The 24,011-nt window shown below is 67.7% G+C and carries 28 protein-coding genes; 14 read left to right on the top strand and 14 right to left on the bottom strand.

Annotation, left to right across the window (positions count from 1 at the left end):
- From ON45_RS11640 to ON45_RS11625, 4 genes are all read left to right on the top strand, one after another.
- On the top strand, positions 1–1,175 hold a 1,175-nt coding region (locus tag ON45_RS11640; protein ID WP_277619175.1), incomplete at its 5' end, for a heme lyase CcmF/NrfE family subunit.
- Positions 1,168–1,788: a TlpA family protein disulfide reductase gene (locus ON45_RS11635; RefSeq protein ID WP_040494048.1), complete on the top strand. Its 621-nt coding sequence runs from the start codon at positions 1,168–1,170 to the stop codon at positions 1,786–1,788. The genes ON45_RS11640 and ON45_RS11635, both read left to right, overlap by 8 nt.
- Positions 1,788–2,282, top strand: coding sequence for a cytochrome c-type biogenesis protein (locus tag ON45_RS21450; RefSeq protein WP_051062941.1), 495 nt, complete (start codon positions 1,788–1,790; stop codon positions 2,280–2,282). Before ON45_RS11635 ends, ON45_RS21450 begins: the two co-directional genes overlap by 1 nt.
- Positions 2,279–3,148, top strand: coding sequence for a tetratricopeptide repeat protein (locus ON45_RS11625; protein WP_040494046.1), 870 nt, complete (start codon positions 2,279–2,281; stop codon positions 3,146–3,148). The genes ON45_RS21450 and ON45_RS11625 overlap by 4 nt, the downstream gene beginning before the upstream one ends.
- A gap of 4 nt (positions 3,149–3,152) precedes the next feature.
- Here the strand turns inward: ON45_RS11625 and ON45_RS11620 are convergent, their stop codons facing one another.
- Genes ON45_RS11620 through ON45_RS11600 form a run of 5 tightly spaced genes read right to left on the bottom strand, consistent with a single transcriptional unit; the run spans position 3,153 to position 7,812 of the window.
- Complete coding sequence (locus tag ON45_RS11620; RefSeq protein WP_051062940.1) at positions 3,153–3,623, bottom strand: SixA phosphatase family protein; 471 nt, start codon at positions 3,621–3,623, stop codon at positions 3,153–3,155.
- 2 nt (positions 3,624–3,625) lie between these two features.
- Positions 3,626–4,483 carry a DUF4328 domain-containing protein gene (locus ON45_RS11615; RefSeq protein ID WP_083914830.1) on the bottom strand — a complete coding sequence of 286 codons (858 nt, stop codon included), beginning with the start codon at positions 4,481–4,483 and terminating at the stop codon, positions 3,626–3,628.
- 48 nt (positions 4,484–4,531) lie between these two features.
- Positions 4,532–6,319 (bottom strand): DNA polymerase, encoded by a 1,788-nt coding sequence (locus ON45_RS11610; RefSeq protein ID WP_051062939.1) that lies wholly within the window; start codon positions 6,317–6,319, stop codon positions 4,532–4,534.
- Positions 6,300–6,638, bottom strand: a complete 339-nt coding sequence (locus ON45_RS11605; RefSeq protein ID WP_040494042.1) for a metallopeptidase family protein — start codon at positions 6,636–6,638, stop codon at positions 6,300–6,302. Before ON45_RS11605 ends, ON45_RS11610 begins: the two co-directional genes overlap by 20 nt.
- A gap of 16 nt (positions 6,639–6,654) precedes the next feature.
- The gene (locus ON45_RS11600; protein ID WP_040494040.1) at positions 6,655–7,812 is read right to left on the bottom strand and encodes an Mrp/NBP35 family ATP-binding protein; all 1,158 of its coding nucleotides are present in this window, start codon (positions 7,810–7,812) and stop codon (positions 6,655–6,657) included.
- A gap of 100 nt (positions 7,813–7,912) precedes the next feature.
- On the opposite strand from ON45_RS11600, the gene ON45_RS11595 reads away from it, so the two are divergent.
- Genes ON45_RS11595 through ON45_RS11580 form a run of 4 tightly spaced genes read left to right on the top strand, consistent with a single transcriptional unit; the run spans position 7,913 to position 11,947 of the window.
- Positions 7,913–8,146: a DUF3107 domain-containing protein gene (locus ON45_RS11595; RefSeq protein WP_051062938.1), complete on the top strand. Its 234-nt coding sequence runs from the start codon at positions 7,913–7,915 to the stop codon at positions 8,144–8,146.
- A 38-nt stretch (positions 8,147–8,184) separates the two neighbouring features.
- Positions 8,185–9,159 carry an ArsA-related P-loop ATPase gene (locus tag ON45_RS11590; protein ID WP_040494037.1) on the top strand — a complete coding sequence of 325 codons (975 nt, stop codon included), beginning with the start codon at positions 8,185–8,187 and terminating at the stop codon, positions 9,157–9,159.
- Positions 9,159–10,436, top strand: coding sequence for an ArsA family ATPase (locus ON45_RS11585; RefSeq protein WP_051062937.1), 1,278 nt, complete (start codon positions 9,159–9,161; stop codon positions 10,434–10,436). Before ON45_RS11590 ends, ON45_RS11585 begins: the two co-directional genes overlap by 1 nt.
- Complete coding sequence (locus ON45_RS11580; protein WP_051062936.1) at positions 10,433–11,947, top strand: sensor histidine kinase; 1,515 nt, start codon at positions 10,433–10,435, stop codon at positions 11,945–11,947. The genes ON45_RS11585 and ON45_RS11580 overlap by 4 nt, the downstream gene beginning before the upstream one ends.
- Before the next feature lie 21 nt (positions 11,948–11,968).
- Here ON45_RS11580 and ON45_RS22710 read toward each other — a convergent pair whose 3' ends face one another.
- Together ON45_RS22710 and ON45_RS11575 are read right to left on the bottom strand one after the other, a co-directional pair.
- A complete protein-coding gene (locus tag ON45_RS22710) occupies positions 11,969–12,148 on the bottom strand; it encodes a hypothetical protein (RefSeq protein ID WP_148288651.1) in 180 nt (59 codons plus the stop codon).
- A 37-nt stretch (positions 12,149–12,185) separates the two neighbouring features.
- Entirely contained in the window at positions 12,186–12,497 is a 312-nt protein-coding gene (locus ON45_RS11575; RefSeq protein ID WP_277619174.1) for a WhiB family transcriptional regulator, read from the bottom strand.
- A 180-nt stretch (positions 12,498–12,677) separates the two neighbouring features.
- Here ON45_RS11575 and ON45_RS11570 point away from each other — a divergent pair, with 180 nt between their 5' ends.
- Positions 12,678–13,397 (top strand): glycerophosphodiester phosphodiesterase, encoded by a 720-nt coding sequence (locus ON45_RS11570; RefSeq protein WP_040494036.1) that lies wholly within the window; start codon positions 12,678–12,680, stop codon positions 13,395–13,397.
- Here the strand turns inward: ON45_RS11570 and ON45_RS11565 are convergent.
- On the bottom strand, positions 13,369–14,322 hold the full coding sequence (locus ON45_RS11565; RefSeq protein ID WP_040494034.1) for a diacylglycerol/lipid kinase family protein: 954 nt from the start codon (positions 14,320–14,322) through the stop codon (positions 13,369–13,371). The two genes, ON45_RS11570 and ON45_RS11565, sit on opposite strands and share 29 nt — an antisense overlap.
- A 142-nt stretch (positions 14,323–14,464) precedes the next feature.
- On the opposite strand from ON45_RS11565, the gene ON45_RS11560 reads away from it, so the two are divergent.
- On the top strand, positions 14,465–15,229 hold the full coding sequence (locus ON45_RS11560; protein WP_040494032.1) for an electron transfer flavoprotein subunit beta/FixA family protein: 765 nt from the start codon (positions 14,465–14,467) through the stop codon (positions 15,227–15,229).
- 11 nt (positions 15,230–15,240) lie between these two features.
- On the top strand, positions 15,241–16,212 hold the full coding sequence (locus ON45_RS11555; protein WP_040494031.1) for an electron transfer flavoprotein subunit alpha/FixB family protein: 972 nt from the start codon (positions 15,241–15,243) through the stop codon (positions 16,210–16,212).
- Positions 16,213–16,280: 68 nt separating this feature from the next.
- On the opposite strand, the gene ON45_RS11550 is transcribed toward ON45_RS11555, so the two are convergent.
- From ON45_RS11550 to ON45_RS11530, 5 genes are read right to left on the bottom strand one after another with little or no spacing between them, the layout of a single operon-like run.
- Positions 16,281–17,282: a DUF6183 family protein gene (locus ON45_RS11550; protein WP_040494030.1), complete on the bottom strand. Its 1,002-nt coding sequence runs from the start codon at positions 17,280–17,282 to the stop codon at positions 16,281–16,283.
- A gap of 49 nt (positions 17,283–17,331) precedes the next feature.
- Entirely contained in the window at positions 17,332–18,183 is an 852-nt protein-coding gene (locus ON45_RS21445; RefSeq protein WP_051062935.1) for a 50S ribosomal protein L11 methyltransferase, read from the bottom strand.
- 2 nt (positions 18,184–18,185) lie between these two features.
- A complete protein-coding gene (locus ON45_RS11540) occupies positions 18,186–18,950 on the bottom strand; it encodes an SCO1664 family protein (protein ID WP_083914828.1) in 765 nt (254 codons plus the stop codon).
- Positions 18,951–18,953: 3 nt separating this feature from the next.
- Positions 18,954–19,460 (bottom strand): DUF3090 family protein, encoded by a 507-nt coding sequence (locus ON45_RS11535; RefSeq protein ID WP_040494029.1) that lies wholly within the window; start codon positions 19,458–19,460, stop codon positions 18,954–18,956.
- A gap of 21 nt (positions 19,461–19,481) precedes the next feature.
- Positions 19,482–20,192 (bottom strand): MSMEG_4193 family putative phosphomutase, encoded by a 711-nt coding sequence (locus ON45_RS11530; RefSeq protein WP_083914826.1) that lies wholly within the window; start codon positions 20,190–20,192, stop codon positions 19,482–19,484.
- Here ON45_RS11530 and ON45_RS11525 point away from each other — a divergent pair.
- Together ON45_RS11525 and ON45_RS11520 are read left to right on the top strand one after the other, a co-directional pair.
- Positions 20,191–20,928 carry a uracil-DNA glycosylase gene (locus tag ON45_RS11525; protein ID WP_051062934.1) on the top strand — a complete coding sequence of 246 codons (738 nt, stop codon included), beginning with the start codon at positions 20,191–20,193 and terminating at the stop codon, positions 20,926–20,928. The two genes, ON45_RS11530 and ON45_RS11525, sit on opposite strands and share 2 nt — an antisense overlap.
- Before the next feature lie 12 nt (positions 20,929–20,940).
- Positions 20,941–21,282: a hypothetical protein gene (locus ON45_RS11520; protein WP_040494028.1), complete on the top strand. Its 342-nt coding sequence runs from the start codon at positions 20,941–20,943 to the stop codon at positions 21,280–21,282.
- A gap of 20 nt (positions 21,283–21,302) precedes the next feature.
- Here the strand turns inward: ON45_RS11520 and ON45_RS11515 are convergent, their stop codons facing one another.
- A complete protein-coding gene (locus ON45_RS11515) occupies positions 21,303–22,514 on the bottom strand; it encodes a Coenzyme F420 hydrogenase/dehydrogenase, beta subunit C-terminal domain (protein ID WP_040494027.1) in 1,212 nt (403 codons plus the stop codon).
- A gap of 81 nt (positions 22,515–22,595) precedes the next feature.
- Here ON45_RS11515 and ON45_RS11510 point away from each other — a divergent pair, with 81 nt between their 5' ends.
- Positions 22,596–23,960 (top strand): M20/M25/M40 family metallo-hydrolase, encoded by a 1,365-nt coding sequence (locus ON45_RS11510; RefSeq protein ID WP_051062933.1) that lies wholly within the window; start codon positions 22,596–22,598, stop codon positions 23,958–23,960.
- Positions 23,961–24,011: the final 51 nt, after the last annotated feature.

Below are 24,011 nucleotides of genomic sequence, written 5' to 3'. Positions count from 1 at the left end.
TCTGGAACCTGAGCCTGCTGATCGCCACGTTCTCGCTGACGATCCTCGGCACCTTCCTCACGCGATCGGGCGTGATCCAGTCGGTCCACGCGTTCGGCAACGGACCGGTCGGTGCGTGGCTGCTCGGCGGTTTCATCGTCACCGTCGTGGTGTCGCTCGGGCTGATCGCATGGCGTGGAGATCGGCTCCGATCGCCCGGCACCATCGACTCCCCGCTCAGCCGTGAAGGAGCGTTCCTCGCGAACAACGTGCTGTTCACGGTGTTCGCGTTCGTCGTGCTCCTCGGCACGGTCTTCCCGCTGTTGATCGAAGCCGTACAGGATCGACGGACGGTCGTCGGTGCGCCGTACTTCGATCGACTCTCGCAGCCGATCGGCATCGTGCTGTTGTTCCTGATGGCCGTCGCCCCTGTGCTGCCGTGGCGCAAGGCGAGCCAGGAACTGCTCGCGACCCGTTTGTTCTGGCCGGCCTGGTGCGGCGTTGCGTCGTTGGCCGTCGCGGTGCTCGTCGGTGCCGACGGATGGGCGCCGCTCATCGCGTTCGGGCTCGCCGGGTTCGCGGCCGGGTCGGCGATGCGTCAGCTCGTGCTGGCGACGCGCCGCCAGGGGTGGCGCGGCCTCGTCGGACGCGCCAACGGCGGGATGGTCGTGCACATCGGCGTCATCCTGATCGCCGTCGCACTCGCGGCGTCGAACAGCTTCACCCACTCGGCCACACTGGAACTCGAGCAGGGCGAGGCCACCGAGTGGGGTGGCCACACCTTCGAACTGGAATCGGTCACGAGCGAGATCAACGACGCCGGGAGCGAGCGGGCGCTGAAGGCGAACGTGCTGCTCGACGGCGCACAGGTGTACAGCCCGGCGCTCACGACGTACCTGAACATCGGTCAGACCGTCGGGACCCCGTCCGTGCGCACCGGCGTGTCGAGCGACGTGTACCTGACGCTCGAACCGGGCGCGGAGCCGGGCGAGCCGACCGCGACGATCCGGGTGTTCGTGAAGCCGATGATCCTGTGGCTCTGGATCGGCGGGCTCGTCATGGCGATCGGTACCTTGCTCGCGGCGTTCCCCTCGGCTCGCCGCCGACGGGCGATCGATCCCGTGTCGGCGCCGATCGCCGACGACCGCGCCGAGGTCGGGGTGTCGAGCAGCGAGATCGGTGAATCCGATGAGTGAGGACTCCGTGGTGACGACCGAGGTCGATGCCGACCAGCAGGATGACGCGACGACCGGTCGGCGACGCTCGATCGTCGCGCCGTTCATCGCGCTCGGCATCGCCATCGTGTTGATCGGACTCGTCGTGCTCCTGATCGGAGCCGAACCCGACGACGGTGCGCAGACCGCCGAGACCCCGTGGATGAACCGCCCAGCCCCCGAGGCGGTCGGAGAACTCGGTGACGGCACGCCGTTCGACCTCGCCCGGCGGAAGGGCAGCTGGGTCGTGTTCAACTTCTTCCAGTCCGACTGCGTGCCGTGTCAGCAGGAGCATTCCGAGCTGATCGAGTTCGTCGACCAGCAACGCTCGCTCGGCGCCGACGGGGCGGAGTTCTACTCCGTGATCTTCGGCGACACCCAGCCTCGGGTCGAGGAGTTCTTCGAGGAGCGCGGCGGCGACTGGCCGGTCGTCTATTCCGACGGTGACGTGATCCCGGCGTCGTTCGGCGTCAACCTCGTGCCCGAGACCTGGATCATCGACCCTGACGGAGTCGTGCGTTTCCGGGCGATCTCCACGGTCACCGCGGAGGATTTGAGCGTCACGTTGCAGCAGCTGCGTGAGGGGCTGGGCTGATGGCGACGCTGAACCAGCGGCTGAAGTCGTGGCCGGGTTGGGTCCTGATGATCGTCGTGGCCACGACGTTCCTGGTGGTCGGGGCGACTCGCACCTCGGGCCCGCAGACACAGGCCGACCGTGTCGATGAACTCACGCAGCGGATCGCGTGCCCGGTCTGCGATGGCGAGAGCGTCTTCGAGTCGCAGAACAACGCGTCGCGGGCGCTGCGCAACCAGGTCGAGGACCTGGTGCGACAGAACGAGTTGTCCGATGCCGAGATCCTCAACCTGATCGACACCCGCAACGAGGGTGACCTGCTCCTCGTTCCCGAATCGTCCGGTCTGGAAGCGCTGGTCTGGGTGCTCCCCGCGCTCGTGTTCGTGGTGGGTGTGGCCGGACTGGCGTTCGCGTTCCGCCGGTGGAAGTTGGAAGCTGCGGGTCTCGGGGATCCCACCGAGGCTGACCGTGACCTCGTCGACGCCGCGCTCGCCGACGACGAGGACGACTCGTGACCGCCGTGGACGACGCGGAGACGGACAGCAACGACACCGCGAACAACGGGACGTCGGAGCCGGAAGCGGGCGGGACGGACGCGACGCCTGCGTCGCCGACCGCGCGGCAGTCGGGCGGGCATCTCGACAAGCTCGCAGAGCTCGAAGAAGAGCGGCGTTACCTGCTGCGGTCGCTGCGAGATCTCGAGCGCGAGCACGAGGCGGGTGACGTCGATGACGTCGACTACCAGGAACTGAAGGACGGGTACACGGTACGCACCGCCTCGGTGCTGCGTCAGCTCGACGAAGGTCGGCGCCGGCTGCCGCCGAAGCGGCCCCGCAACTGGAAGCGGATCGCTGCGGTGGTCGCTGTGTGCGCAGTTGCTGTGGTCGGGATCGGCGTCGCTCTCGCGGCCGCCTTCGGCGAGCGGGGTGTGAACGACGAGATCACCGGTTTCTCACCTGCCGACGAGATGCGCAGCACACTCGTCGATGCGCGATCAGCGCTCAACCGTGGCGACTTCGCTCTGGCGAACCAGCTCTACGTCGACGTCAGCCAGCAGGCGATCGAACGCGACGAGGACAACGCCGAGGCGCTCGCGTACGTCGGCTGGACCTTTGCTCTCCTCGCCCGGCAGGCGGCAGGTCCCGACGGCGTCGACGACGAGCAGTTGTCGATCGCTCGGCTGGCGCTCGACCAGGCCATCGAGATCGAGCCGACCTACGCGGACCCGTACTGCTTCAGCGCGATCATCGAGTTCAACTTCCGCGACGATGCCGATGCGGCACTGCCGTACGTCGAGGAGTGCGAGAACAACGATCCGCCCGCCGACGTCGCCGGGCTCATCGCCAGCTTCGCCGACGAGATCCGCGCCGCAGCGAGCTGATCCATCAGATCTTGGCGGGCCAGACCTTGCCCTTGGTGATCTTCTCGCCCTTGCGGCGCAGGACCCAGATGCTCGACTTGCCCCAGTCCACCGGGGTCTCGACGGTCATCCCGCGGCGGTGGAGTGCCTGGATCGTGGCCGGGATGATGTCGCCGTGGCTGCACAGCACCGCACCGTTCTCGACCTCGACGAGCAGGTCGAGGACCGGCTCGAACGGCTCGTCCTCGAAGAGGCGGGGTTCGATGCGCACCTTCTCTCCGGTGAGTTCGGCGAGCGGTTCGAGGGTCTGCACGCAGCGCACGTAGGCACTCGAGTACAGGCCGGTCGTGTGCTTGCCGGAGAGCCGCTTGGCGACCGCCGCGGACTGCTTCCACCCCTTCTTGCTCAACGGTCGGTCGGTGTCGTCACCGGTCCAGAGTCGGCGCTCGCCGGCCTTGGCGTGACGCACGAGATAGATCGTGTCGACCTGGCCCATCGTCAGGTCTCGCCGGTGAGTTCGACGTGGCGCTCGGTCAACCGCTTGACGACGAGCATCCAGCTTCCCGCGGCCACCAGCGTGGCCACACCGCTGAGGAGCAGAATCGGCACGCTCGTCGCCGAGGCGAATTCGGCCTGGCTCTCGGTGCTGGTGTCGAAGTTGAGCGCTGCGCTGACCATCGACGAGAAGCCGACGGCGAGAAGCAGGAGCGGGATCACCGCATAGAGGACGAACCAGACGTAGAGCAGCGGGTTCTCTCCGCTCGCCCGCCATCCCTCGGCGCCGGGTGCGGTGTCGGGGTCACTCGCCTGCCACAACTCCCGCAGGACGAGGAGCGGAATGACGTACAGCATCGGTGGCATGATCCAACCGACGATCGCGAACACCGGAGCGAAGGTCGTCGCCCGATCGAGGATCCGGACGTTCTTCGAGATCCTGAACATCCAGATCGCGCCGAAGACCGCAGCCGCGACCATCGCAGCGTTGCTGAGGATCGACGCGAGCGGGGCGACGCTGTTCGCGTCGAGGAACGCATCCTCGCTGATCTCGCCGTCGAGGAAGTCCTGGGCCTTTCCTGCGGCATACGCGGCGGCCACCGCACCGATGGCTGTGGTGACTCCGGCGATCCCGGCGAGGATCGTCGCCCACCGTGCCGTCGTCCGGACCGGACTCAGCTGATCGCGCATCCCCTGCGCAGCGGTGTACCCGACGTATCCGCTGGGCGCCCGGAGGTCCGACGGAGGTGGAGGTGGAGGAGGCGGTGGTGGTGGCGGCGGGACGGCGGCGGCGTGCGCGTCGGCCGAGGGGCGGTCGGGCGTCGAGCCGGACGGAGGAGGGGGGAGGTCGGCTCCGGTCATCCGCCATGACGCTACTGGTCTGGATCACCTCACCCGGGATGTACAGCGCTATTTCGCGTCGGCCCAACAGCCGATCACGCTCGTGTCGGCGACGAAGCGCACCGGGTCGCCGTCCTGCGGACCCCATCGTTGAGCGGTTTCGGCGAGGCACTCGGTGAACAGCAGCGCTGTCGCCTCAGCGTGTTCGTCGGCGACGTGCGCGATCAATTCATCGTGCAGACACAGAACGAACTCGACTCCGAGCTGTCGGCCGCGGGCCCGGATCAGTGCCGCCCAGGTCTTGAAGAACTCCGCTGCGGCTCCCTGCACCATCGCGTTGCGCCCGTACCGGCCGCGAGCCGCGGCTCTCGACCGGACGTCCCCGGCACTCATCGTCACGGCGGTCGCGCCCGACATCCTGATCCGCCGTCCGCCGTAGGTGCGCAGGTCGTGGCCACCCTGCGCAGCTTCGTCAGCTCGTCGGAGGTAGCCCATCGCCACCGGGTACTCGCGCTCGAGGCCGCGCAGGGCCTCGGCGCCGATGCCCGTCGTCTGTCCGTACATCGCGCCGAGCACGGCGACCTTCGCGACCGACCGTTCGACGCCGAGACGCGCGGCGACCGGGGCGTACATGTCGTCCTCGCGAGCGGCGCGGATGAGCTGTCGGTCCGCCGACACCGCGGCGAGCACGCGCGGTTCGATCTGACCGAGGTCGGCGCGAACGAAACGATGGCCGGGTTCGGCCAGGACGGCCGGACGCATCTCGGCGGGCATGTTGTGGAGGCCGGCGGTGGCGGTCATCCGTCCAGCTGCACCGTCGGAACCGTGCCACTCGCCGCGCAGCCGGCCATCGGCGTCGACATGCTCGTCGATCCAGTGGTACCCGAAGGTCGTCCGAATCCGTTCGGCGCGTCGCCATGCGAGCAGGGGTTCGACGATCGGGTGGGCATCGCGAAGCGCCTCGAGGCGCCAGGCGCGGGTGTCCGGGACCTCGATACCGACGCGGCGCAGGAGTGACTTCACCTGGTCGGGCCGGCGCAGGTCGAACGTGGTTCCCGGCGGAAGCTGGCCGAGCACGGTGGCGTCCAGTTCCTCCAGTCGAATCACTTCCTCGGCGGCGTCGCGCGGTCGCGGTCCGACGAACCCGGCGACGATCCGTTCGCCGACGGATCGGTCGAACGGCAGGCCGTCGTGCGCGAGTTCGGCGCACATCAACTCGGCCGCCGACTCCGAGAGTGCGGTCGAGCGCAGGTGCTCCCGCGTGCGTGCTGCGCCGGGGTGCGGTTCCGCGGCCACGTCGTCCAGCGCGACCTCCTGGAACTGTTGGACGTCGAGTGCCAGCTCCGCCCAGCGTGCCACCCGTGAAGTGCGCGATGCCCACGAGCCGCCGGACCAATCGGGATGCAGATAGCCATCGACTCGGATCGGCTCGTCGGGGTCGTGATCGTCGCTCTGATGGAAGAGATCGACCGGCTGGACGGTCGGGATGCCGTCGAGGTCGAGTCCGCGGGTGTGCGCCCACACGCGATCGGGCGTGCTGGTCCACCCGCCGACCAGCAGGCGGTGCACGGCCGACAGGTCCCAGCAGCGGGCGACGCGCACGTCGAGGTCCAGCAGCGATGCTGCGGTGTCGTTCGACCACCACACCCAGCGCGGGCCCACGACCTCCCCTCGGCTCACGACGCCGGCCAGGTCGCCCACGGGAACCGAGATCCCGCCGTGGCCGAGCACGGCGATCGAAGCGGCGTGCTCGCCGATCGCGAGCGCGACCGGACGGTTCGCCTCGATCAGTCCATCGAGGCGGTCGTTCGACTCGGCGGCGTCCTGGGCGCCCGGGTCATCCCCAGCCGAGCTCATGGAGCCGGGCATCGTCGATCCCGGCAGCGTGGGCCACCTCGTGGATCACCGTCACGTACACCTCGTCGGCCAGATCGTCGAGGTCCTCGCACATCTCGCACAGCGCACGACGATAGATCGACACGACGTCGGGGCCTTCCTGCCCGGTGCGTTCGGTGTGGGGGACGCCTTCGTAGAGACCGAGCAGCGTCGGTTCGTCGGGGTTCCGGTCGACGACCTGGACGACCACGTTGTCGAGCACGTGGTGGAGTTCGTCGGGAAGGTCGTCGAGCGCTTCGCGCACCATCCGTTCGAAGCGGTACTTCGGAACCAGCTCCATGCCGGGTGTGACCGGGTCAGATCACCTTGAGGGCGTCGGAGTAGACCTTCTTCGGCTTCATGTCGACCGCGATCTGCTGGGCGATCCGGTGGAACGCCTTGGCGGTTTCCGACTCGGGGTCGACCGCCGTGATCGGCTTGCCCTCGTCGCCGCCCTCGCGCAATGCGTTGGTGAGCGGGAGCTTGCCGAGCAGCGGCACGCCGAGGTCGTCGGCGAGTTCCTGGCCGCCACCGGACCCGAAGATCTCGTAGCGCTTGCCGTCGTCGCCGGTGAACCACGACATGTTCTCGATGATGCCCCGGACCGGAAGGTTGACCTTCTCGGCCATCGCCGCCGACATGGCGGCGACCTTCTGGGCGGCCGGCTGTGGGGTGGTGACCACGAAGACCTCACCCCGCGGCAGGTACTGCGCGAGCGACAACGCGATGTCGCCGGTGCCGGGCGGCATGTCGATGAGGAGGAAGTCGGGCTCGTCCCAGAACACGTCGGTGAGGAACTGCTCGAGTGCCTTGTGGAGCATCGGACCACGCCAGATGACGGCCTGGCCCTGCGGCACGAAGTAGCCGATCGAGATGCACCGCACGCCCCACTGTTCCGGCGGCACGAGCATCTCGTCGATCACGACCGGCTCGCGGTCGGTGCCCAGCATCCGAGGGATCGAGTAGCCGTAGATGTCGGCGTCGACCACGCCGACGGAGTAGCCCTGTTCGGCGAGTGCGACGGCGAGGTTGGTGGTGACCGACGACTTGCCGACGCCGCCCTTGCCCGAGGAGATCAGCAGCGGACGGGTCTTGGACCCGGTCTTCGCAAACGGGATCTCGCGGCCTTCGGCGTGGCCGTGGGCCTGGTTCGCGCCGGCCGAGGCCGCGCCGCCACCGCCGTGCACCATCTTGCGGACGTTCTCGCGTTCCTCGTCCGTCATCACGGTGAACTCGAGATCGATCGACTCGACCCCGTCGAGCTCGGTTGCCGCTTCCGAGACCCGCTTGGTGATCTCGCCCTTGAGCGGACAGCCGGGAACGGTGAGTGCCACGAGCACGCCGACCACCCCGTTGTCACGGATCTGTACGGCCTTGAGCATCCCGAGGTCGACGATCGAGCGGTGGAGCTCGGGATCCTCGACCGGTCGGAGCGCATCGATGACCTGGTCCTCGGTGACCGCAGTGGTTGCCATCCCTCCAGTGTGGCGACGCACCATCGGAAAGCCACGCGTCGAAGATGTTCGTCGGTGACTGGCACCAGGGAACATTTTCCGAGCCGGTAGCGTGCAACAGGTGGACGTACGTATCGGAGTGACGCAGGCCCCTCGTGAGATCAACATCGAACTCGCGGACGATGCGGATCGTGACGATCTGAAGAAGCGCATCGAGGCGGCGCTCGCCGGCGCGAGCGATGTGTTGGCCATCATCGACAAGCGCGGCAACGAGTCCTTCGTCCCTGCCGCGAAGATCGCGTACGTCGAACTCGGCTCGCCCGAGGGTTCGCGCAGCATCGGTTTCGGCGGCTGACTTCCGGGTCGGCATCGACCGACCGGAACGCATCTCCCATGGCTCACCTCCTCGATCTCGACTTGGTCTTCGTGACCGGGAAAGGCGGCGTGGGAAAGACGACGACCGCTGCGGCGCTCGCGTCCGTGGCCGCCGTACGCGGCCAGCGGGTTCTCGTCTGCGAGATGGATGCCAAGGGTGCCCTCGCCACCGCCTTCGAGGTCGGCGCGCTGGAGTTCGAACCGACCGAGGTGGCTCCGGGTCTCCACGCGATGTCGATGAACACCGAGGACTCGCTGCGCGAGTACTTGCGCCTGTTCGTGAAGATCCCCCTGATCGGTCGGCTCGGGCTCCTGGCCTCGACGTTCGACTTCGTCGCCGACGCAGCGCCCGGGGTCAAGGAGATCCTCGCCGTCGGCAAGTTGTGCTGGGAGGTCAAGGAGCGCAACTACGACCTCGTCGTGGTCGATGCGGAAGCGAGCGGCCACGTCGTGAGCCAGATCGGCGCGCCACGCGTCATCGCCGACCTGGTCCAGGTGGGCCTCGTTCGTGATCAGACGCAGTGGATGCTCGACATCCTCGAGGACCCGCAGCGAACGGGCGTCGTGGTCGTCACCACGCCCGAGGAGATGCCGGTCACCGAGTCGATCGAACTCCTGACACGACTCCGTGCCGAAACCGGGAGCCACCCCGCCGCAGTGATCGCGAATCGGGTGCTCCCGGCGATCTTCGACCGCGCCGAACAACCGGTGGCGCGTCACATCGGCGACGCCGTGCCCGAGTTGGTCGCAGCCGTCGGACCCGGAGCCGGTGCCGTCGTCGAGGCGGCGTCGATCATCGAATCGCGCCGGGCGATCGGCGCCGAACATCTCGGCCGCCTCCGCACCGCGGTCGCCGAGATGGATCCGTCGGGATCGACCGGTGAGGTGTCGACCCCACTCCCGATCGTCACCGTGTCCGAGCTCTTCTCCCGTGCCCACGGGCATCGGGTCGTGACGCTCGTGGCCGAAGCACTCGACGAGGAGCTCGGCTGATGGCCGCGAAGAAGGCGAAGAAGACCGCGGCGAAGAAGGCGGCCGCGACGCGGTCGAAGCCGCGCCGACAGGCGCAGACCGCACCGCTCCCGTCACTCGACCCCCTGCTCGCGAGTCGCGAGATGATCCTCGTCGCGGGTTCCGGTGGGGTCGGCAAGACGACCGTGGCGGCCGCGCTCGGTCTCGCGGCGGTGCAGCGGCAGCCCGGCCGCGTCCTGGTGCTCACGGTCGATCCCGCCAGGCGCCTGGCGACTGCGCTCGGAATCGAGTCGTTCGGGAACACGCCACACCGGATCCCGACCGAGGCGTTCGAGGAGGCCGGAGTCACCATCCGGGGTGAACTCCACGTCGCGATGCTCGACACGAAAGCAGGCTGGGACGAGCTGATCCGGCGCCACGCTCCCGATGCGGCAACCCGTGAAGCGGTGCTGGAGAACCCGCTGTACGAGAACATCACGGGTCGTTTCGTACACAGCCACGACTACCTCGCCATGGAGCAGTTGCACGACCTGCACGCGACCGGCGAGTACGACCTCGTGATCGTCGACACCCCGCCCTCGCGGAACGCGCTCACGATCCTCGACGCACCGCGGCGGATGGCCGACTTCTTCGGGAGCAGGCTCCTGCGGTGGTTGACCGTGCCCTACCGGTCGCGGCTGTTCACGTTCGCGTCGAAACCCTTCTACCAAGTGGCCGATCGGGTGCTGGGCTCGCGGTTCCTCCAGGACATCGCCGACTTCTTCGTGCTGTTCCAGAAGATGGAGTCGGGTTTCATCAAACGTGCGAAGGAGGTCGAGGCGCTGCTCGTCGACCCACGCACGGCATTCGTCGTCGTGTCGACCCTGGAGACCGCTCCAGCCCACGAGGCCCGCTTCCTCGCCGAGTCGCTCGAGGAACGCAAGATGGCCGTCGGTGCGATCGTGGCGAACCGTGTCCTCCCGGCCGACCTGGCCTCGACCGAGGCGAGCGCTGCAGCGCGGGACCTCGGGGAACGAACCGGGTCCGACGGTGTGTCCGACGTCGCCGATGCGGTCGCCACCGTGACCGGCGACGATGCCGCAACCGTCGATCGGGTTCTGCACCAGATGGCAACGCGATTCGACGATCTCGCCATGGTCGCCGCTCGCGAAGCTGATCGCCGCAAGGAACTGGCCGCGCTCGCGACGACCACGGTGTCCGTCCCGTGGCTTCACGGCGACATTCACGACCTGAATGGGCTCGCATCGCTGGCCTGTTACCTCCGAGGGGTGCCCGATGGGGCAGACTCGAAGCAATGACGTCGCTCGTAGCTCTCTGCCGCGCTCACTCGTCGCTCGACCGGAGCGACATCGATCACCTCCACCGGCTCACCGCCGAATGGACCTTCCTCGCGGACCTCTGTTTCTCCGACCTGCTGTTGCACGTCCGGTCCGACGACGGCCGGTGGATGATCATCGACCAGGTCCGTCCTGCCACGAATCAGACGATGTACCCCATCGACTTCGTGGGGAGTTGGGCATCCCAGGCCGAGGTGCTGATGGATCGCGCCGTCGAAGGCGGCGAGAGCGTCGAAGGCGACATCGCGCTCAACGTTCCCGTCGTCGGAACCGAGGAATCAACCGCGCGGGTGGTCGCGGTTCCGGTGCGTCACGACGGGCGGGTGATCGCCGTGCTCACGAAGGAATGGGTCGTGCGTGCCGGCCGCAGCCTCGGTGAACTGGAGCGCGGGTACGCCTACATCTTCGACCAGTTCACGCACATGATCGAATGTGGCACCTTCCCGTTCGCCGGTCGGGTCGCCGACTCGAGCGCCGCGCCGCGCGTCGGTGACGGGGTGATGATGCTCGACCGTGACGCGGCGGTCGCCTACGTGTCGCCGAACGCGAACTCGGCATTGCACCGAGTCGGAATCCAGGCCAACCCGGTGGGCATGCGCCTCGCCGAACTCGGGTTCCACGACGGACCGGCGCGTCAGGCGTTCGAGCAGCGACAGCCGGTCGTCGAGGAGTTCGAACAGGGTGCCGACGTCACGCTGCTCGCCCGGTGTGTCCCGCTCATGCGCGGGGCGGGGGACGACGCCGAGATCGTCGGCGGGCTCCTCCTGGTGCGCGACGTCACGGAGCTCCGCAAACGGGACCGCCTCCTGCTGTCGAAGGATGCGACGATCCGCGAGATCCACCATCGTGTCAAGAACAACCTCCAGACGATCTCATCGCTGCTCCGCCTCCAGTCGCGGCGGCTCGAGAGCGACGAGGCCAAAGCGGCGGTCGGTGAATCGGTCCGACGGATTCGCACGATCGCGCTGGTGCACGAGTCGCTCTCGCGTGAACCGGGCGACGACATCGCGTTCATCGAGATCGTGCGACCCCTCCTCCGTCTGGCCGAGGAAGGTCTGCAATCACCCGATCGTCCGGTCCGGTTCTCGGTGAGTGGTTCCGGTGGGCGCGTTCCGGCTCACGCCGCGTCACCGCTCTCCGTCGTGATGACCGAACTGCTCCAGAACGCTGTCGATCATGGTTTTCCGGAGGGATCCGGTGGCGGAGACGTGGCCGTGGTCCTCGATCATCAGGGGGCCGACCTGGCGCTGCGGGTGATCGACAACGGGCGCGGTGTCGAGCCGGGATTCGATCTCGAAGCGGCGACGGGTCTCGGGCTGTCGATCGTGCGCACGCTGGTGACGACCGAACTCAACGGCACCATCGAGATGCGCCCGGCCACCGCGAAGGACCTCGACGGGGTCGGTCTCGGCGACGGAACCGTACGCGGCCGTGGAACCGTGGTGGAACTCCACGTCACCACCGCCGACTGAGAATCTCGTGCCGACGGCCGGTCAGGAGCGGCCGAACAGGCGCTTCATGATCCGGTCGATGAGCAGCGGTTTGTCGGACTTCTCGCCGTCCTCGAGGTGCTGATCGCAGTAGAACTGGTACGGCGGACGCGGCGCACCGCACGTCTGGCACGTGTATGCCTGCTTCTGCGGATTCGGATTACCCATGTGGCCACCGATCATGCAGCCCACGGTAGCGGCCGGCGATGTGCCGGGGGGATCAGGCGCTGGCGGTGGCCTGGCGCTTCGCCCGAGCGGCGGCGACGCGCTGGCGACGGATGACCCGACGCTCCTCTTCGGTCAGGCCGCCCCAGATCCCGGAGTCCTGATTCGTGTCGAGCGCGAAGTCGAGGCATTCCTGCGACACGACACACTCGCCACAGGTGTTCTTGGCGTGATCGATCTGGACGAGTGCGTTGCCGGTGGTCCCGACGGGGAAGAACAGTGCCGGATCCGTGTCACGGCAGACGGCGTCATCGCGCCAGTCGTAGTCGGCGGCCCCGAGAGCCAGGCTGGACGCAAGAATCGACACGTTCGAATTCCCCTTGTATTGGTCGGGACGCGGTGGAGGTACCGCGTCGATGAGGTCAGGACGAGTGTCGTCAATGACCCCTCGCCGGGCGAAAAAGTAGGCGCGACGGAACGTGGCCGCAAGAGGAACTTCGTGTGACGTGTGACCGTTGACGCGGCGCGATCGGTGATACTGCCCCTCATGCAGGTCGTCGGTCACCGCGGGGCATCGTTCGCACTTCCCGAAAACACGCCGGAGGCGTTCGCCGCGGCTGACGCGATGGGAGCCGACGGGGTCGAACTCGATGTTCGCATCACCGGCGACGGGCAGGGCGGCAGCCGCCTGGTGGTGTTCCACAATCCGCTTCCGGATTCGCAGAGCGAGGTCGACTCGATCGTGGGCCTCGACGACGTCCTGGATGCGTGCGGAGACCGCATGCTCGTGAACGTCGAGATCAAGAACAGCGCGGATGACGGTGGATTCGACCCGACGATGGCCGTCGTCGCCCCGACGATCGAGGCGCTCCGACGACGTGGGCCGAAATGGTCTCACCGCTGGCTGATCTCGTCGTTCTCGCTCCGGACGATCGATCACTGCCGGTCGGCTGCGCCCGAGATCCCGACCGCTCTCCTCACCCACGCGCCGACCGACCGGGCGATCAGCCTCGCCGCCGACCGAGGGCACGTCGCGATCCACCCGTGGGTGGCCGCGCTCGACGAGGAGCGGGTCGGCGCATGTCATCGCGCCGGACTCGCGGTGAACACGTGGACGTGCAACGACGCCGACCGAATCTCGGAACTCGCGGCGATCGGCGTCGACGGCGTCTGTACCGATGTTCCCGATGTGGCGCTCACGGCCCTGGGTCGGGACGTGGCGGTGGACGGACCGGAGATCAGTCCCGCGTGGGGAAGACGAGCTTGACGGCGTCGGGGACGTGGCGAATGTCGAGGCACGTCGACTCCCCGAGCGCGTCGCCGTCGAGTTGATACGGGAACGGTGTGTCGTGCTCGATCCGCAGTCGTTCCACGTCGGTACGGATGTCGAGGTGACCCGCGGGCTTGACCCCTCCACCGCGGAGCGCGCCGGCCAGCGACGTGAGGATCGCACGGGCGCTCATCGTGGTGAACGTGATCGCCACGAGGCCCTTGTCCAGGCCGGCGTGCGGTGACAGGTCGAGTGGTCGATTCCCCAGGTAGGTGTACGGATTCGTGTTCAACACGATCGTGAAGTAGCCGTCCTCCAAGTCATCCCCGCCGTCACCGGTCACCCGGAAGTGGGGCTCTTTCCGGTCGTAACCCCGCGCCCACGTGGACAGCCCTGATGAGATGAACAGTGGATGGCCGAGCCACCGTTTCAACGATCCGTGCCGTTCGACCCGCTGGACGACCGCCGCGTCGTACCCGATGCCGGTGTGGAAACAGAAGTAGCGGCCGTTGACCTGGCCGAGTCCGATCGAATCGACGCGCTCGGCGTCGATGCCGCGCACGAGGTCCTCGACCGCCGCGACCGGATCGTTGGGCATCCCGAGCGTGCGTGCGAACACGTTGGTCGACCCGCCCGGAAGGACGCCGAGCGCGCTGTCGGTTCCGGCGATCCCCGTCGCGACCTCGTTGAGCGTGCCGTCGCCGCCGTACCCGATCACCACGTCGACGCCGCGCCGCGCCGCGTCGTGCGCGAAGCGCGTCGCATGCCCGCGGCGGTTGGTCTCGACGATCTCGACGTCGTGGCGTCGCGGCGTGGCTCCATCCGGTGTGCGGATGCCCTCACCCAGCCGTCGATGCACCACGACGGTGTTGCGAGCCGTCACCGACGACGCAAACGAGTTGACGATCAACAGAATCCGCAAGGGGTGAACGGTAGTGGCTCGGGCGGACGGTCGCGGCGGGGCCGGGACCCGGACGGGGAGCGTCGGTGGAGGCGTCCGGCGCAAACGTCACATCGTGGCGATTTGGGGGACGGACTTGACCCGCCGGTAACTTGGTCGCCTTATGAACGTGATCGTGTGTGTGAAACAGATCCCTGATCCGGCGCTGCCGGGTGAGTTGGATGCCGACAACACGCTGAAGCGCGACGGCAAGCTCATCCTCGATGAGTCAGACAGCTATGGCGTCGAAATGGCGCTCCAGCTTGTCACTGCTGCGGGCGGCGGCGCGGTGAGCCTCGTTTCGATGGCCCCCAACGAGGAAGTGTCGGGTCTCCGCACTGCTCTCGCGATGGGCGCCGAGAAAGCGGTGCTCGTCTCCGACCCCTCCCTCGCCGGTGCTGATGCGCTGACGACGGCGAAGGTCCTGGCCGGAGCGGTCGGCAAGGCGGGCGACTACGACCTCGTCATCGCCGGAACCGAGTCCTCCGACGGGTACACCGGCACCGTGCCCGAGCAGATCGCCGAAGTCCTCGGACTTCCGTCGGTCACGTTCGCCAAGTCGATCGCCGTCGACGGCGACACCGTCAAGGTGGAGCGCCAGACCGAAGCCGGATACGACGAGGTCACCTGTCCGCTGCCGGCCGTCGTGTCGGTCACCGCCGGTGTCGTCGAGCCCCGCTACCCGAGCTTCAAGGGCATCATGGCCGCGAAGTCGAAGCCGGTCGAGAACGTCACCGCTGCCGACCTCGGCATCGAGTCCGTCAGCTGGGCCCAGTCCATCACGGCCGTCGAAGACGCTCCCGCCCGCGAGGCCGGCGAGATCATCGAAGACGACGGCGAAACGTTCAACAAGATCGTCGAGTACCTCGACAATCTGAAGGTCATCTGAGGAGTCTGATCATGGCTATCGACAACATCTGGGTCTTCGCAGAGACCAACGCAACCGGCGGCGCCTCCAGCGCGACGCTCGAGCTGCTCACCAAGGCCAACTCGCTCGGCGGTTCCGTGACGGCGTTCGTCGCCGGCACCGCCGGTGACGCAGCCGCCGCGTTCGCCGACCACGGCGCCGCCAAGATCTACGAGACCGGTGACCTCGCCGGCGCCCTCCCGGGTGCCGCCGTGTCGGCCGCGATGAAGGCCGTCATCGACGGTGGTGACTCGCCCGACCTCATCATGTTCCCGCAGAACTACGAAGGTCGTGACGTCATGTCGCGCCTGTCGGTCAAGCTCGACCGCACCGTGCTCACCAACTCGACCGACATCTCGGTCGACGGCGACTCGGTCAGCGTCAAGACGCCGATCTTCGGTGGCGTCAAGATCGTCACCTCCACCTTCACCGGTGAGGGCCCGTTCCTGGCCGCCTTCCGGCCGAAGAGCTTCGAGCCCGCCGGCGGCGCCGGTGGAGCCGGCGAGGTCGCTTCCGCTCCCGTGCCCGATCTGGGCTCGACCGGTGGCGCGACCGTCACCGAGGTTCACGTCGAGGAGACCTCCGGTCCGAAGCTCGACGAGGCCGCCGTGGTCGTGTCGGGTGGTCGTGGACTCGGCGAGGCCGACAAGTTCGACATGATCGAAGAGCTCGCCAAGAAGCTCAAGGGTGCGCCCGGCGCATCGCGTGCGATCGTCGACGCCGGCTGGGTGCCGTACAGCTACCAGGTCGGCCAGACCGGCAAGGTCGTCAAGCCGACGGTCTACATCGCCGCGGGCATCTCCGGTGCGACACAGCACATGGTCGGCATGAAGGGCTCCAAGAACATCATCGCGATCAACAAGGACAAGGAGGCACCGATCTTCGGTGTCGCCGACCTCGGCATCGTCGGTGACGTCCACAAGGTGCTTCCTCAGCTGCTGGAAGCGTTGAACGCACGCAGCTGATCCTTCGGATCAATCGAATCGATCGACGGCCGGGCCTGCGGGTCCGGCCGTCGACGTTTTCCGGGCGATCAGGACGCGTCCTGAGCGGTGATCGCCCAGGCCACATCCTCGGCGGGATCGGAGATCGCGAGTTGCAGCGACCAGCCGATCTCGGGTTCGAACGCATTCCACCGGAACCACCGCAACTCGGTGGCGAGTGATCCCAGTTCCTCGGGATCGAGCGGCCAGTCGTCGAGCAGGTCGCCGAGTGCCGCCAACAACCACCACGCTCCGAAGCGACCGGATGCCGCACCGCGACGCCGGCCGTGTGCACCGCCACTTGCTCCCGCCCACGCCATCCACGCGATCGCGTCCGTCGGCTCGAGCTCGCAGATCCGGGCGCGGCGCAGCCCGAGTGCACCGAGTGCTGCATCGACATCGCCCGTCACACACACCGATTCAGCCCGTCCGTTCGACGCGGTGACCCACGGTTCCACGAGCTGGCGGAGTGCGAGGTCCACTTCGTCGTCGAGCACCTCGGCTCCGGCGACGGGAGCGGCATCGGTCCAGTCGTCGGGCAGTTCCGGTGCGGGGAACTCGGCGCCACCGTCGGTGTAGGTGGCCAATGCGTACTCGGGCTCCCACGGCTGCAGCCGGGTCGGGATGTCGAGCACATCGGCGAGGTCCGTGTCGTCGATCGGCTCACCGCGAATCGCCCGTTCGTGCGCGACCAGCGATCCTCGCGGTCCGTGGTCGAGGTGCGCCGAGAGATCGCCCCACGAGTGATGCTGCGCGGCGACTTCCGTCAGCGGTCCGATCGTGAATCGTCCGGACAGTCCGTCGCGCTCGTCGAGGACGGCGGCCACGAACTCCGGATCGGCGCGCAGCGCAAGGCGATACTCGGCGAGTGTCGCCGCGGGCCACAGCTGGCGGCCGGTCTCGACCGCCTGCCGGCTCCGGTCCCGCACCCGGAGCAGGCCGGCCCAGTCGTGGGCCGACGAGCGATCGTCGATCATCCGCACCAGACCGTCGAGGTCGGCACGGTGGATCAACCCATCGAGCGTTTCGTCGTCGACTCGATCCTGCAACATGCGTGGCAGTGTGCCACGTTCGTCGATCCCGGCCGATCGTCGGGACGGCTCAGTGCAGAACGATCGAGATCCAGCCGTCGTGCTCCAGCGACCGCACCGGCGCGAGCGGTCGGAGCGCCGCGAGCACGTGATCATGGCGATCGGTGAGAATGCCGCTGATGACCAGCGATCCCCCTGGTCGGAGGACCCGCTTCAGGTCGGCAGCCATCGAGACGAGCACGGGCGCGAGGATGTTCGCCATCACGATGTCGTAGGTGCCGTCGACATCGGCGACCGGCGTGGTGTCGACCTCGATCCGGCCGACGACGTCGTTCAGTTCCATGTTGTGACGGGTCGCCGTGACCGCCGCATCGGCGATGTCGATCGCGCGGATGGTCGGCACGCCGAGTTGCGCGGCGAGAACGGCGAGCGCTCCGGTCCCACACCCGACGTCGAGCAACCGATCGGCCGATGTCGGTTCGTGGCGTAGGAGATGGGCCAGCAGCGCCATGGAGGTGCGGGTCGTCGGATGATCGCCGAGTCCGAACGCGCTCCCCGGGTCGATCACGGTCACGACGGTGTCGGGATCGTCCGGTGTGAACGGCAGGAGCGATTCCGGAACCGACACCATTCCCGGGGCGTACCAGGTGGGCGAGAGGTATTCGGGAGCGACCTGCGCAACCGCGTCGTCCACCTCGCGAATCTCGACGGACCACTGCGGGTCGAGTGTGGCGACGGCCCGATCGATCGCGTCGTCGTCGCTGCCGACGGAGGTGGCCACCTCCACCATGCCGGTGCCGGTGCCGGTGCCGGTGCCGGTACCGGTCTCACTCACGGCCTGGACGCCCCACTGCCACATCCGATCGGTGACCACGTCGGCGAACTCGTCGCTCACCGTCACCACGATCGTGCGGGTGGACATCGCTACACCAGCGGCCAGGGATAGCGGCGACCGGTCGGGTCGGTCGGAAAGCGCCGTTCCTCGACCATCCACGCCGCGCGGCCTCGGATCGCCTCGACCTCGTCGTCGCCGAGGAGCGCGGCGAGGTCGAGCGGGACCCGATCGACGAGGCGGTTGGCGGCGTCGATCACCTGGTCGGGGAGTGGCTCGTCGCCGAACTCCCAGATCACGGTCCGCAGTTTGAACTCCGGCGCGAAACAGAGGCCGTGGTCGATTCCCCACACGCTCGCCGGCGCCTCGTCGGTGGCGGGAACGAGCAGGCAGTGGCCGCTCTTGCGGTCGGTGTTGTTGGCGACGAGGTCGAGCGCAGCCATGTCACGCAGCCGGTCGTGCAACTCGGGCATCGACTCGTAGATCGAGAAGTAGTGCTCCCGATGGTCGGCGACCACGAACCATTGGAACGAACCTTCACCCACCGGTCCGTCGCGCAGCACGGTGGGTGGCACCACGTGAAGGCCCATTGCTTCACTCAGCCGGTACGCGGCCACCTCGCGGCGGTGCAAGCCGGGCTCGAAGTCCCACAGCGGCCGTTCCCCACGCATCGGCTTGTAGATCGCCGGGTGCGTCTTGCCGTCGTGGACCACGTGGACCAGGAACGTCGCGTTCGAACTGTGCGGCATCCGGCCCTCGACCTCGACCTCGCCGTGCAACAGGTGCTCGATCGGATCGTCGATGTCATCGACTCGGAGCTCGACGCCTTCCGGTTCGTCGTGAAGCGCGTCGGTCACGCCTCAGTTCATCCTCGGGCAGGCGTGACCGTCGGGATCCATCGGGTTCGAGCACCACTGGCACTCGGCCCGCCCCGACTCGATGACGTTGCTCGCGTGCTTCGCGAACGCCGCCGCCTGGCCGCGCGTGATGTAGATGCGTACGTGGCCGCGGTTCTCGTCCTCGAGCATCTCGCCCTCCTCGTCGACCTCACCGACCTCTTCGAGCTGCAGGAGCACCTTGTCGTTCGATCGGTCGTAGCCGAGCCCGATCGGTCCGAGCACGAACACGGGCTCGACCGGTGGGGTCAGCTCCATCGCCCCGGTGATCGGACGGTCCTCGACCGGTGGGAGGTCGGCGAGGACCTTGTCGAGGTACTGCGCGATCGCGGCGGCCTGCTGTTTCTCGCACTTGAGCGCGAGGCGGGTGTTGTCGGCGCGGATCTGCAGGAAGAACGTGCGGTCTCCGGGGCGGCCGACGGTCCCGACGGTGAACTTGTCGACGTTGTCGAACTCGTGGAAAATGCTCATGCGATGTTCAGGGTGCTCCGATCAGGACGGCCGCAGCTCGGTCAGCGGGCGTCCGGTCGAGTTGACGGCGAGCACGATCGGGCCGCCGGCATGCCAGGTGAGCGCGCTCACCGAGGCCGGGCTGATCACGATGCGCTGGAACAGATCGATGTGGGTGCCGAGCGCGTGCGCGACCGCGGCCTTGATCGTGTCGGCGTGTGACACGCAGACGATCGTCTCACCCGGGTGCTGCAGGCGCAGGCGATCGAGCGTCGACACCATCCGGGTCTGCATCTCCGTGAAGCTCTCACCGTTCGGGAACCGGAACGTGGACGGCGCGCTCTGCACCGTCTTCCACTCGGGCAGCTTGTTGAGCTTCGAGAGTTCCTTTCCCGTCCAGTCCCCGAAGTCGCACTCGAACAGGCCGCGTTCGACCTTGGTGCGCAGGCCGAGAGCTTTCGAGATCGGGGCTGCGGTCTCCTTTGCCCGCTCGAGCGGCGACGAGTACACCGCGGCGACCGACCCGAGTTCGGCGATTCGTTCGGCGGCGATCTCGGCCTGGCGCTGCCCCTCGTCGGCGAGGTGCAGGCCCTTCGCGCGACCGGGGAGCACCTTGCCCGTCGTCGGCGTCTGACCGTGGCGGACGAGCAGGATCGTCGTCGGTTTCGGTCCGGCGGGCTGTTTCGCTCGCTTCTTGGCGGCACGCTTCGCGGGCGTGCGCGTGCCGTTGGATGCAGGGGTCGTCTTGGTCATGGCCGAGGTCGAATCTACTGTCGAACCCGTGGAGGCGCTCGTCGAGCTCGGAGCGGAGATCATCCAGTGCCGCGAATGTCCCCGGCTGGTGGCCTGGCGGGAGCAGGTCGCGACCGAGAAGCGGGCGGCGTTCCGGGACCAGGAGTACTGGGGTCGACCGATCACCGGGTTCGGTGATCCCACGGCGCGGATCGTGGTGCTCGGGCTGGCTCCGGCGGCGCATGGTGCCAACCGGACCGGGCGCATGTTCACCGGCGACCGCAGTGGTGACTGGCTGTTCCGGGCGATGCATCGGGCAGGTCTGGCGAACCAGGCCGAGTCGGTGTCCGCCGACGACGGCTTGGAGCTGACCGACGCCTGGGTGACCTCCGCGGTGAAGTGCGCGCCGCCCGAGAACAAGCCGACACCGGCGGAACGAGATGCGTGTGCTGGGTTCCTCCGCCGTGAACTCGCCGCGTTGTCGTCGATGCGCGTGGTCATCTGCCTGGGGACGTTCGGCTTCGACGCCGCACTGCGCCACTTCGGGGTGCGCCCCAAGCCGAAGTTCGGCCACGGTGTCGAAGTCCCGGTCGACGGGGGCCCGCTGCTGCTCGGCTGCTACCACGTGAGCCAGCAGAACACCTTCACGGGCCGCCTCACCGAACCCATGCTGGACGCCGTCTTCACCCGGGCCCGCGCCCTCGCCACGACCGATGGCGGCGGCGGTCACGGGGGCATCGAGGGATCTCGCCAGTAGCCTCATTGGACTGTGAAGGCGAACACGATGACGATCCCCACCCCCGACGCGGACACCGTCGAGCCGCGTCGGTCGCGCACTCGTCGTGGTGTCGCTGCGGCCGTGATCGGCCTCCTCGCCCTCACCGCGTGCACATCCGATCCGGGCCCGAAGCGGGTGGCGCAGGACATCATCAAGGCCGAGTCGGTCGACAACCCCGATCTCGACGAGGAATGTCTCCTCGAGCAACTCGACGAGTACAGCGATGACGAGCTGAGCGCGATCTCCGATGGCTTGGAGCAGACCGGTCCCACCCAGGACGAGGCCGAGGCGCAACTCGCGGAGTACCAGGCCAGCCTCGAGAGCTGTCTCTGACCTCGACCACCTGAGCGGCGTCAGCTCGACGTCGCCGCGGCGGCTTTCTTCTTCTTGGGCGGCGGCACGCCGACCGACGGCGCCTCGTTCGCACCCTTCGGCCAACGTCGACGGCTGACGATCGACAACAGGCGCAGCAACCGCATCGCCGTTTCGTCCTCCTGGGCCGGTTTGGCCTCGATCACGCCGTCGGCGATCATCCGCTCGATCACTTCCTCGCCCAGTTCGGTGCGGGCGATCGTGAGCGTCCAGTCGTTGTTCTCGCCGATTCCGCCCGTCGCGATGTCGGAGTGCTCGGCGGCGAAGTCGGGGCACGTGGTGCATCCCTGACGGGTCCAGGCGTGGCATTCCTTGAGGTTGATCTCGTGGTACGAGCCGTCCTTCATCCAGATCTGGAACACCCCCTTGATGTTCATCTTGAGCATGTCCTGTTTCTTCAGCCCGTACTTGGCTTCGAACAGCTCCTCGAAGATCGCGTCGTCGAACGTCTTCGAGCAGAGCAGGCCGATGTTGAACAGGAACGGCTTGGACACCTTGCCGGCCTTGCGGTCCCACATGACCGGCGGGGACGACGTCTGACAGCCCATGCCGACGAGCGCGAGCCGCTCGAAGCCGCGTTCGCGGGCCTCGGGGAGTGCGAGCGGGTTGGCGCAGTACGTGTACCGGGAGCCCGCAGTGGCGAGGATCTCCTCCTTCGTCTCGACCACGACCGGCTTGGCCTTCCACGCGTCGTCGTCCTCCACGCCCGACACGAGCGCGGCGTCGATGTAGTCGTTCTCGCGCAGCCAGATCAGCAGCGCCGAGACCAGTCCGCCGTCCTGGCCGTTCTCGTGGACGGTCTTGTCGGTGGCGCGGGTGAGGTAGAGCTGGCGCCAGATGCCGGCCATCTCGTCGGGCTCACGCACGCGACCGAACAGGTGCATGTCGGCCGCCGGCTCCCAGGCGCGGAACCGCGGGCAGGCGCGGGTGCACGTCGTGCAGCCACCCTCTTCACCGAAGCCGTGGATGCAGTTGTCGAGACCGAGCGAGTCCTCGAGGTGGAACGGGATGTACTTGCCCTCCTCGTGCTCGTAGCCGATCACATCGTGCGGACACGTCACGACACAGCCGGCGCAGCCCGTGCAGAGGTCGTTGGTGATGACCTCTGCGTACAGCTCCCGCCACTGCGCTGTCCACCGACCGTCCTTGTCGGCGAGCAGCGAGGCTGGGGGTTCGGATTCGACGGTCGTCATGGTTCGACTGTAAACGAGCGGTCGCGAACAGCCTCAACCCGCGGGTCCATTCGCGGAATCGGGTCGTTGTACGTTGCAGCGATGGACGAACGACGCCTCGATTCCATGACCGCTCAAACGGTCGATCTCCTGCAGACCCTGATTCGCAACGAGTGTGTCAACGACGGAACCACCGAGTCGGGCCACGAGTCACGCAACGCCGACGTGCTCGATCAGGTCATCGCCGGGTCGGGTGTCGATGTCGAGCGTTTCGAGCCGGTTCCCGGTCGCGCCTCGATCGTCGGTCGGATCGCGGGTTCCGATCCCTCCGCTCCGACGCTGTGCCTGATGGGCCACACCGACGTGGTTCCCGTCCATGCCGACGGATGGAGCAACGATCCGTTCGGCGGTGAGCTGATCGAGGGAGAGGTCTGGGGTCGGGGAGCGGTCGACATGTTGAACCTCACCGCATCGATGGCCGTGGCGTTCCGCCGGTTGGCCGACGATGCCGCCACCGGTCGCTTCCGACCGAAGGGCGACCTGATCTACTTCGGTGTCGCCGACGAGGAGTCGGGCAGCGCGCACGGCGCGCGCTGGATGGCCGAGCATCACCTCGAAGCGATTCGGGCCGACTTCGTGCTCACGGAGAACGGCGGCCTGCACTCCGGTCCGACCGACGCACCGTTCGTCGGGGTGAACGTGGCGGAGAAGGGAGTCGCATGGCGCAAGCTCACGGTGCGCGGCACCCCGGGGCACGGCTCGATGCCGTTCCGCAGTGACAACGCACTGGTCAAAGCGGCCGGCGTGGTGCAGCGCCTTGCCGACTACCGCCCGGCACCGAGATTCACGGAGCTCTGGAGAACCCGCGTGGACACCCTCGGGCTTCCTGACGACATCAAGGACGCGCTCCTCGACGAGGGCTCGATCGACGCGCTGCTCGACGAACTGCCGTCGGTTGCCGCGGCGGCGCATCTCCATGCCTGCACCCACACGACGTTCTCGGCGAACCTGGTCGACGGCCCGGGGATGAAGACGAACGTCATCCCGGACCATGTCGAGATCAACGTCGACATCCGCACGCTGCCGGGCGACGGTCCCGCCGAGGTCGATGCGCACCTGCGTGCAGCGCTCGGCGACCTCGCCGATCACGTCGAGGTGGAGATCATCATGAACGACCAGGCGTCGATCTCGCCGGTCGACACGCGGTTGTGGGATTCCCTGGCGCGGGCCGTGAACGAACCGTTCCCGACCGCCCGACTCACGCCGCAACTGGTCGTCGGGTTCACCGACGCCCGGATCTACCGGGAGATGGGTGCGGTGGCCTACGGCGCCGGCCTGTTCAGCCCCGAGTTGGATGCCGGCGAGTTCGGGTCCCGGTTCCACGGCCACGACGAACGCATCGATGTCGAGTCGCTCGCGCTCACCACTCGGCTGTGGGACCACGTGTGTCGCGACCTGCTCACCTGAACCCAGTTCTCGTGAACAGCTCTCGCGCTCCGTGCGCGAACTGTTCACGAG

It is taken from the genome of Ilumatobacter nonamiensis YM16-303 (assembly GCF_000350145.1).
GTDB lineage: Bacteria > Actinomycetota > Acidimicrobiia > Acidimicrobiales > Ilumatobacteraceae > Ilumatobacter_A > Ilumatobacter_A nonamiensis.
The sequence above is the reverse complement of the archived record's forward strand: the minus strand, read 5'-3'. Positions and strand labels throughout refer to the sequence as shown.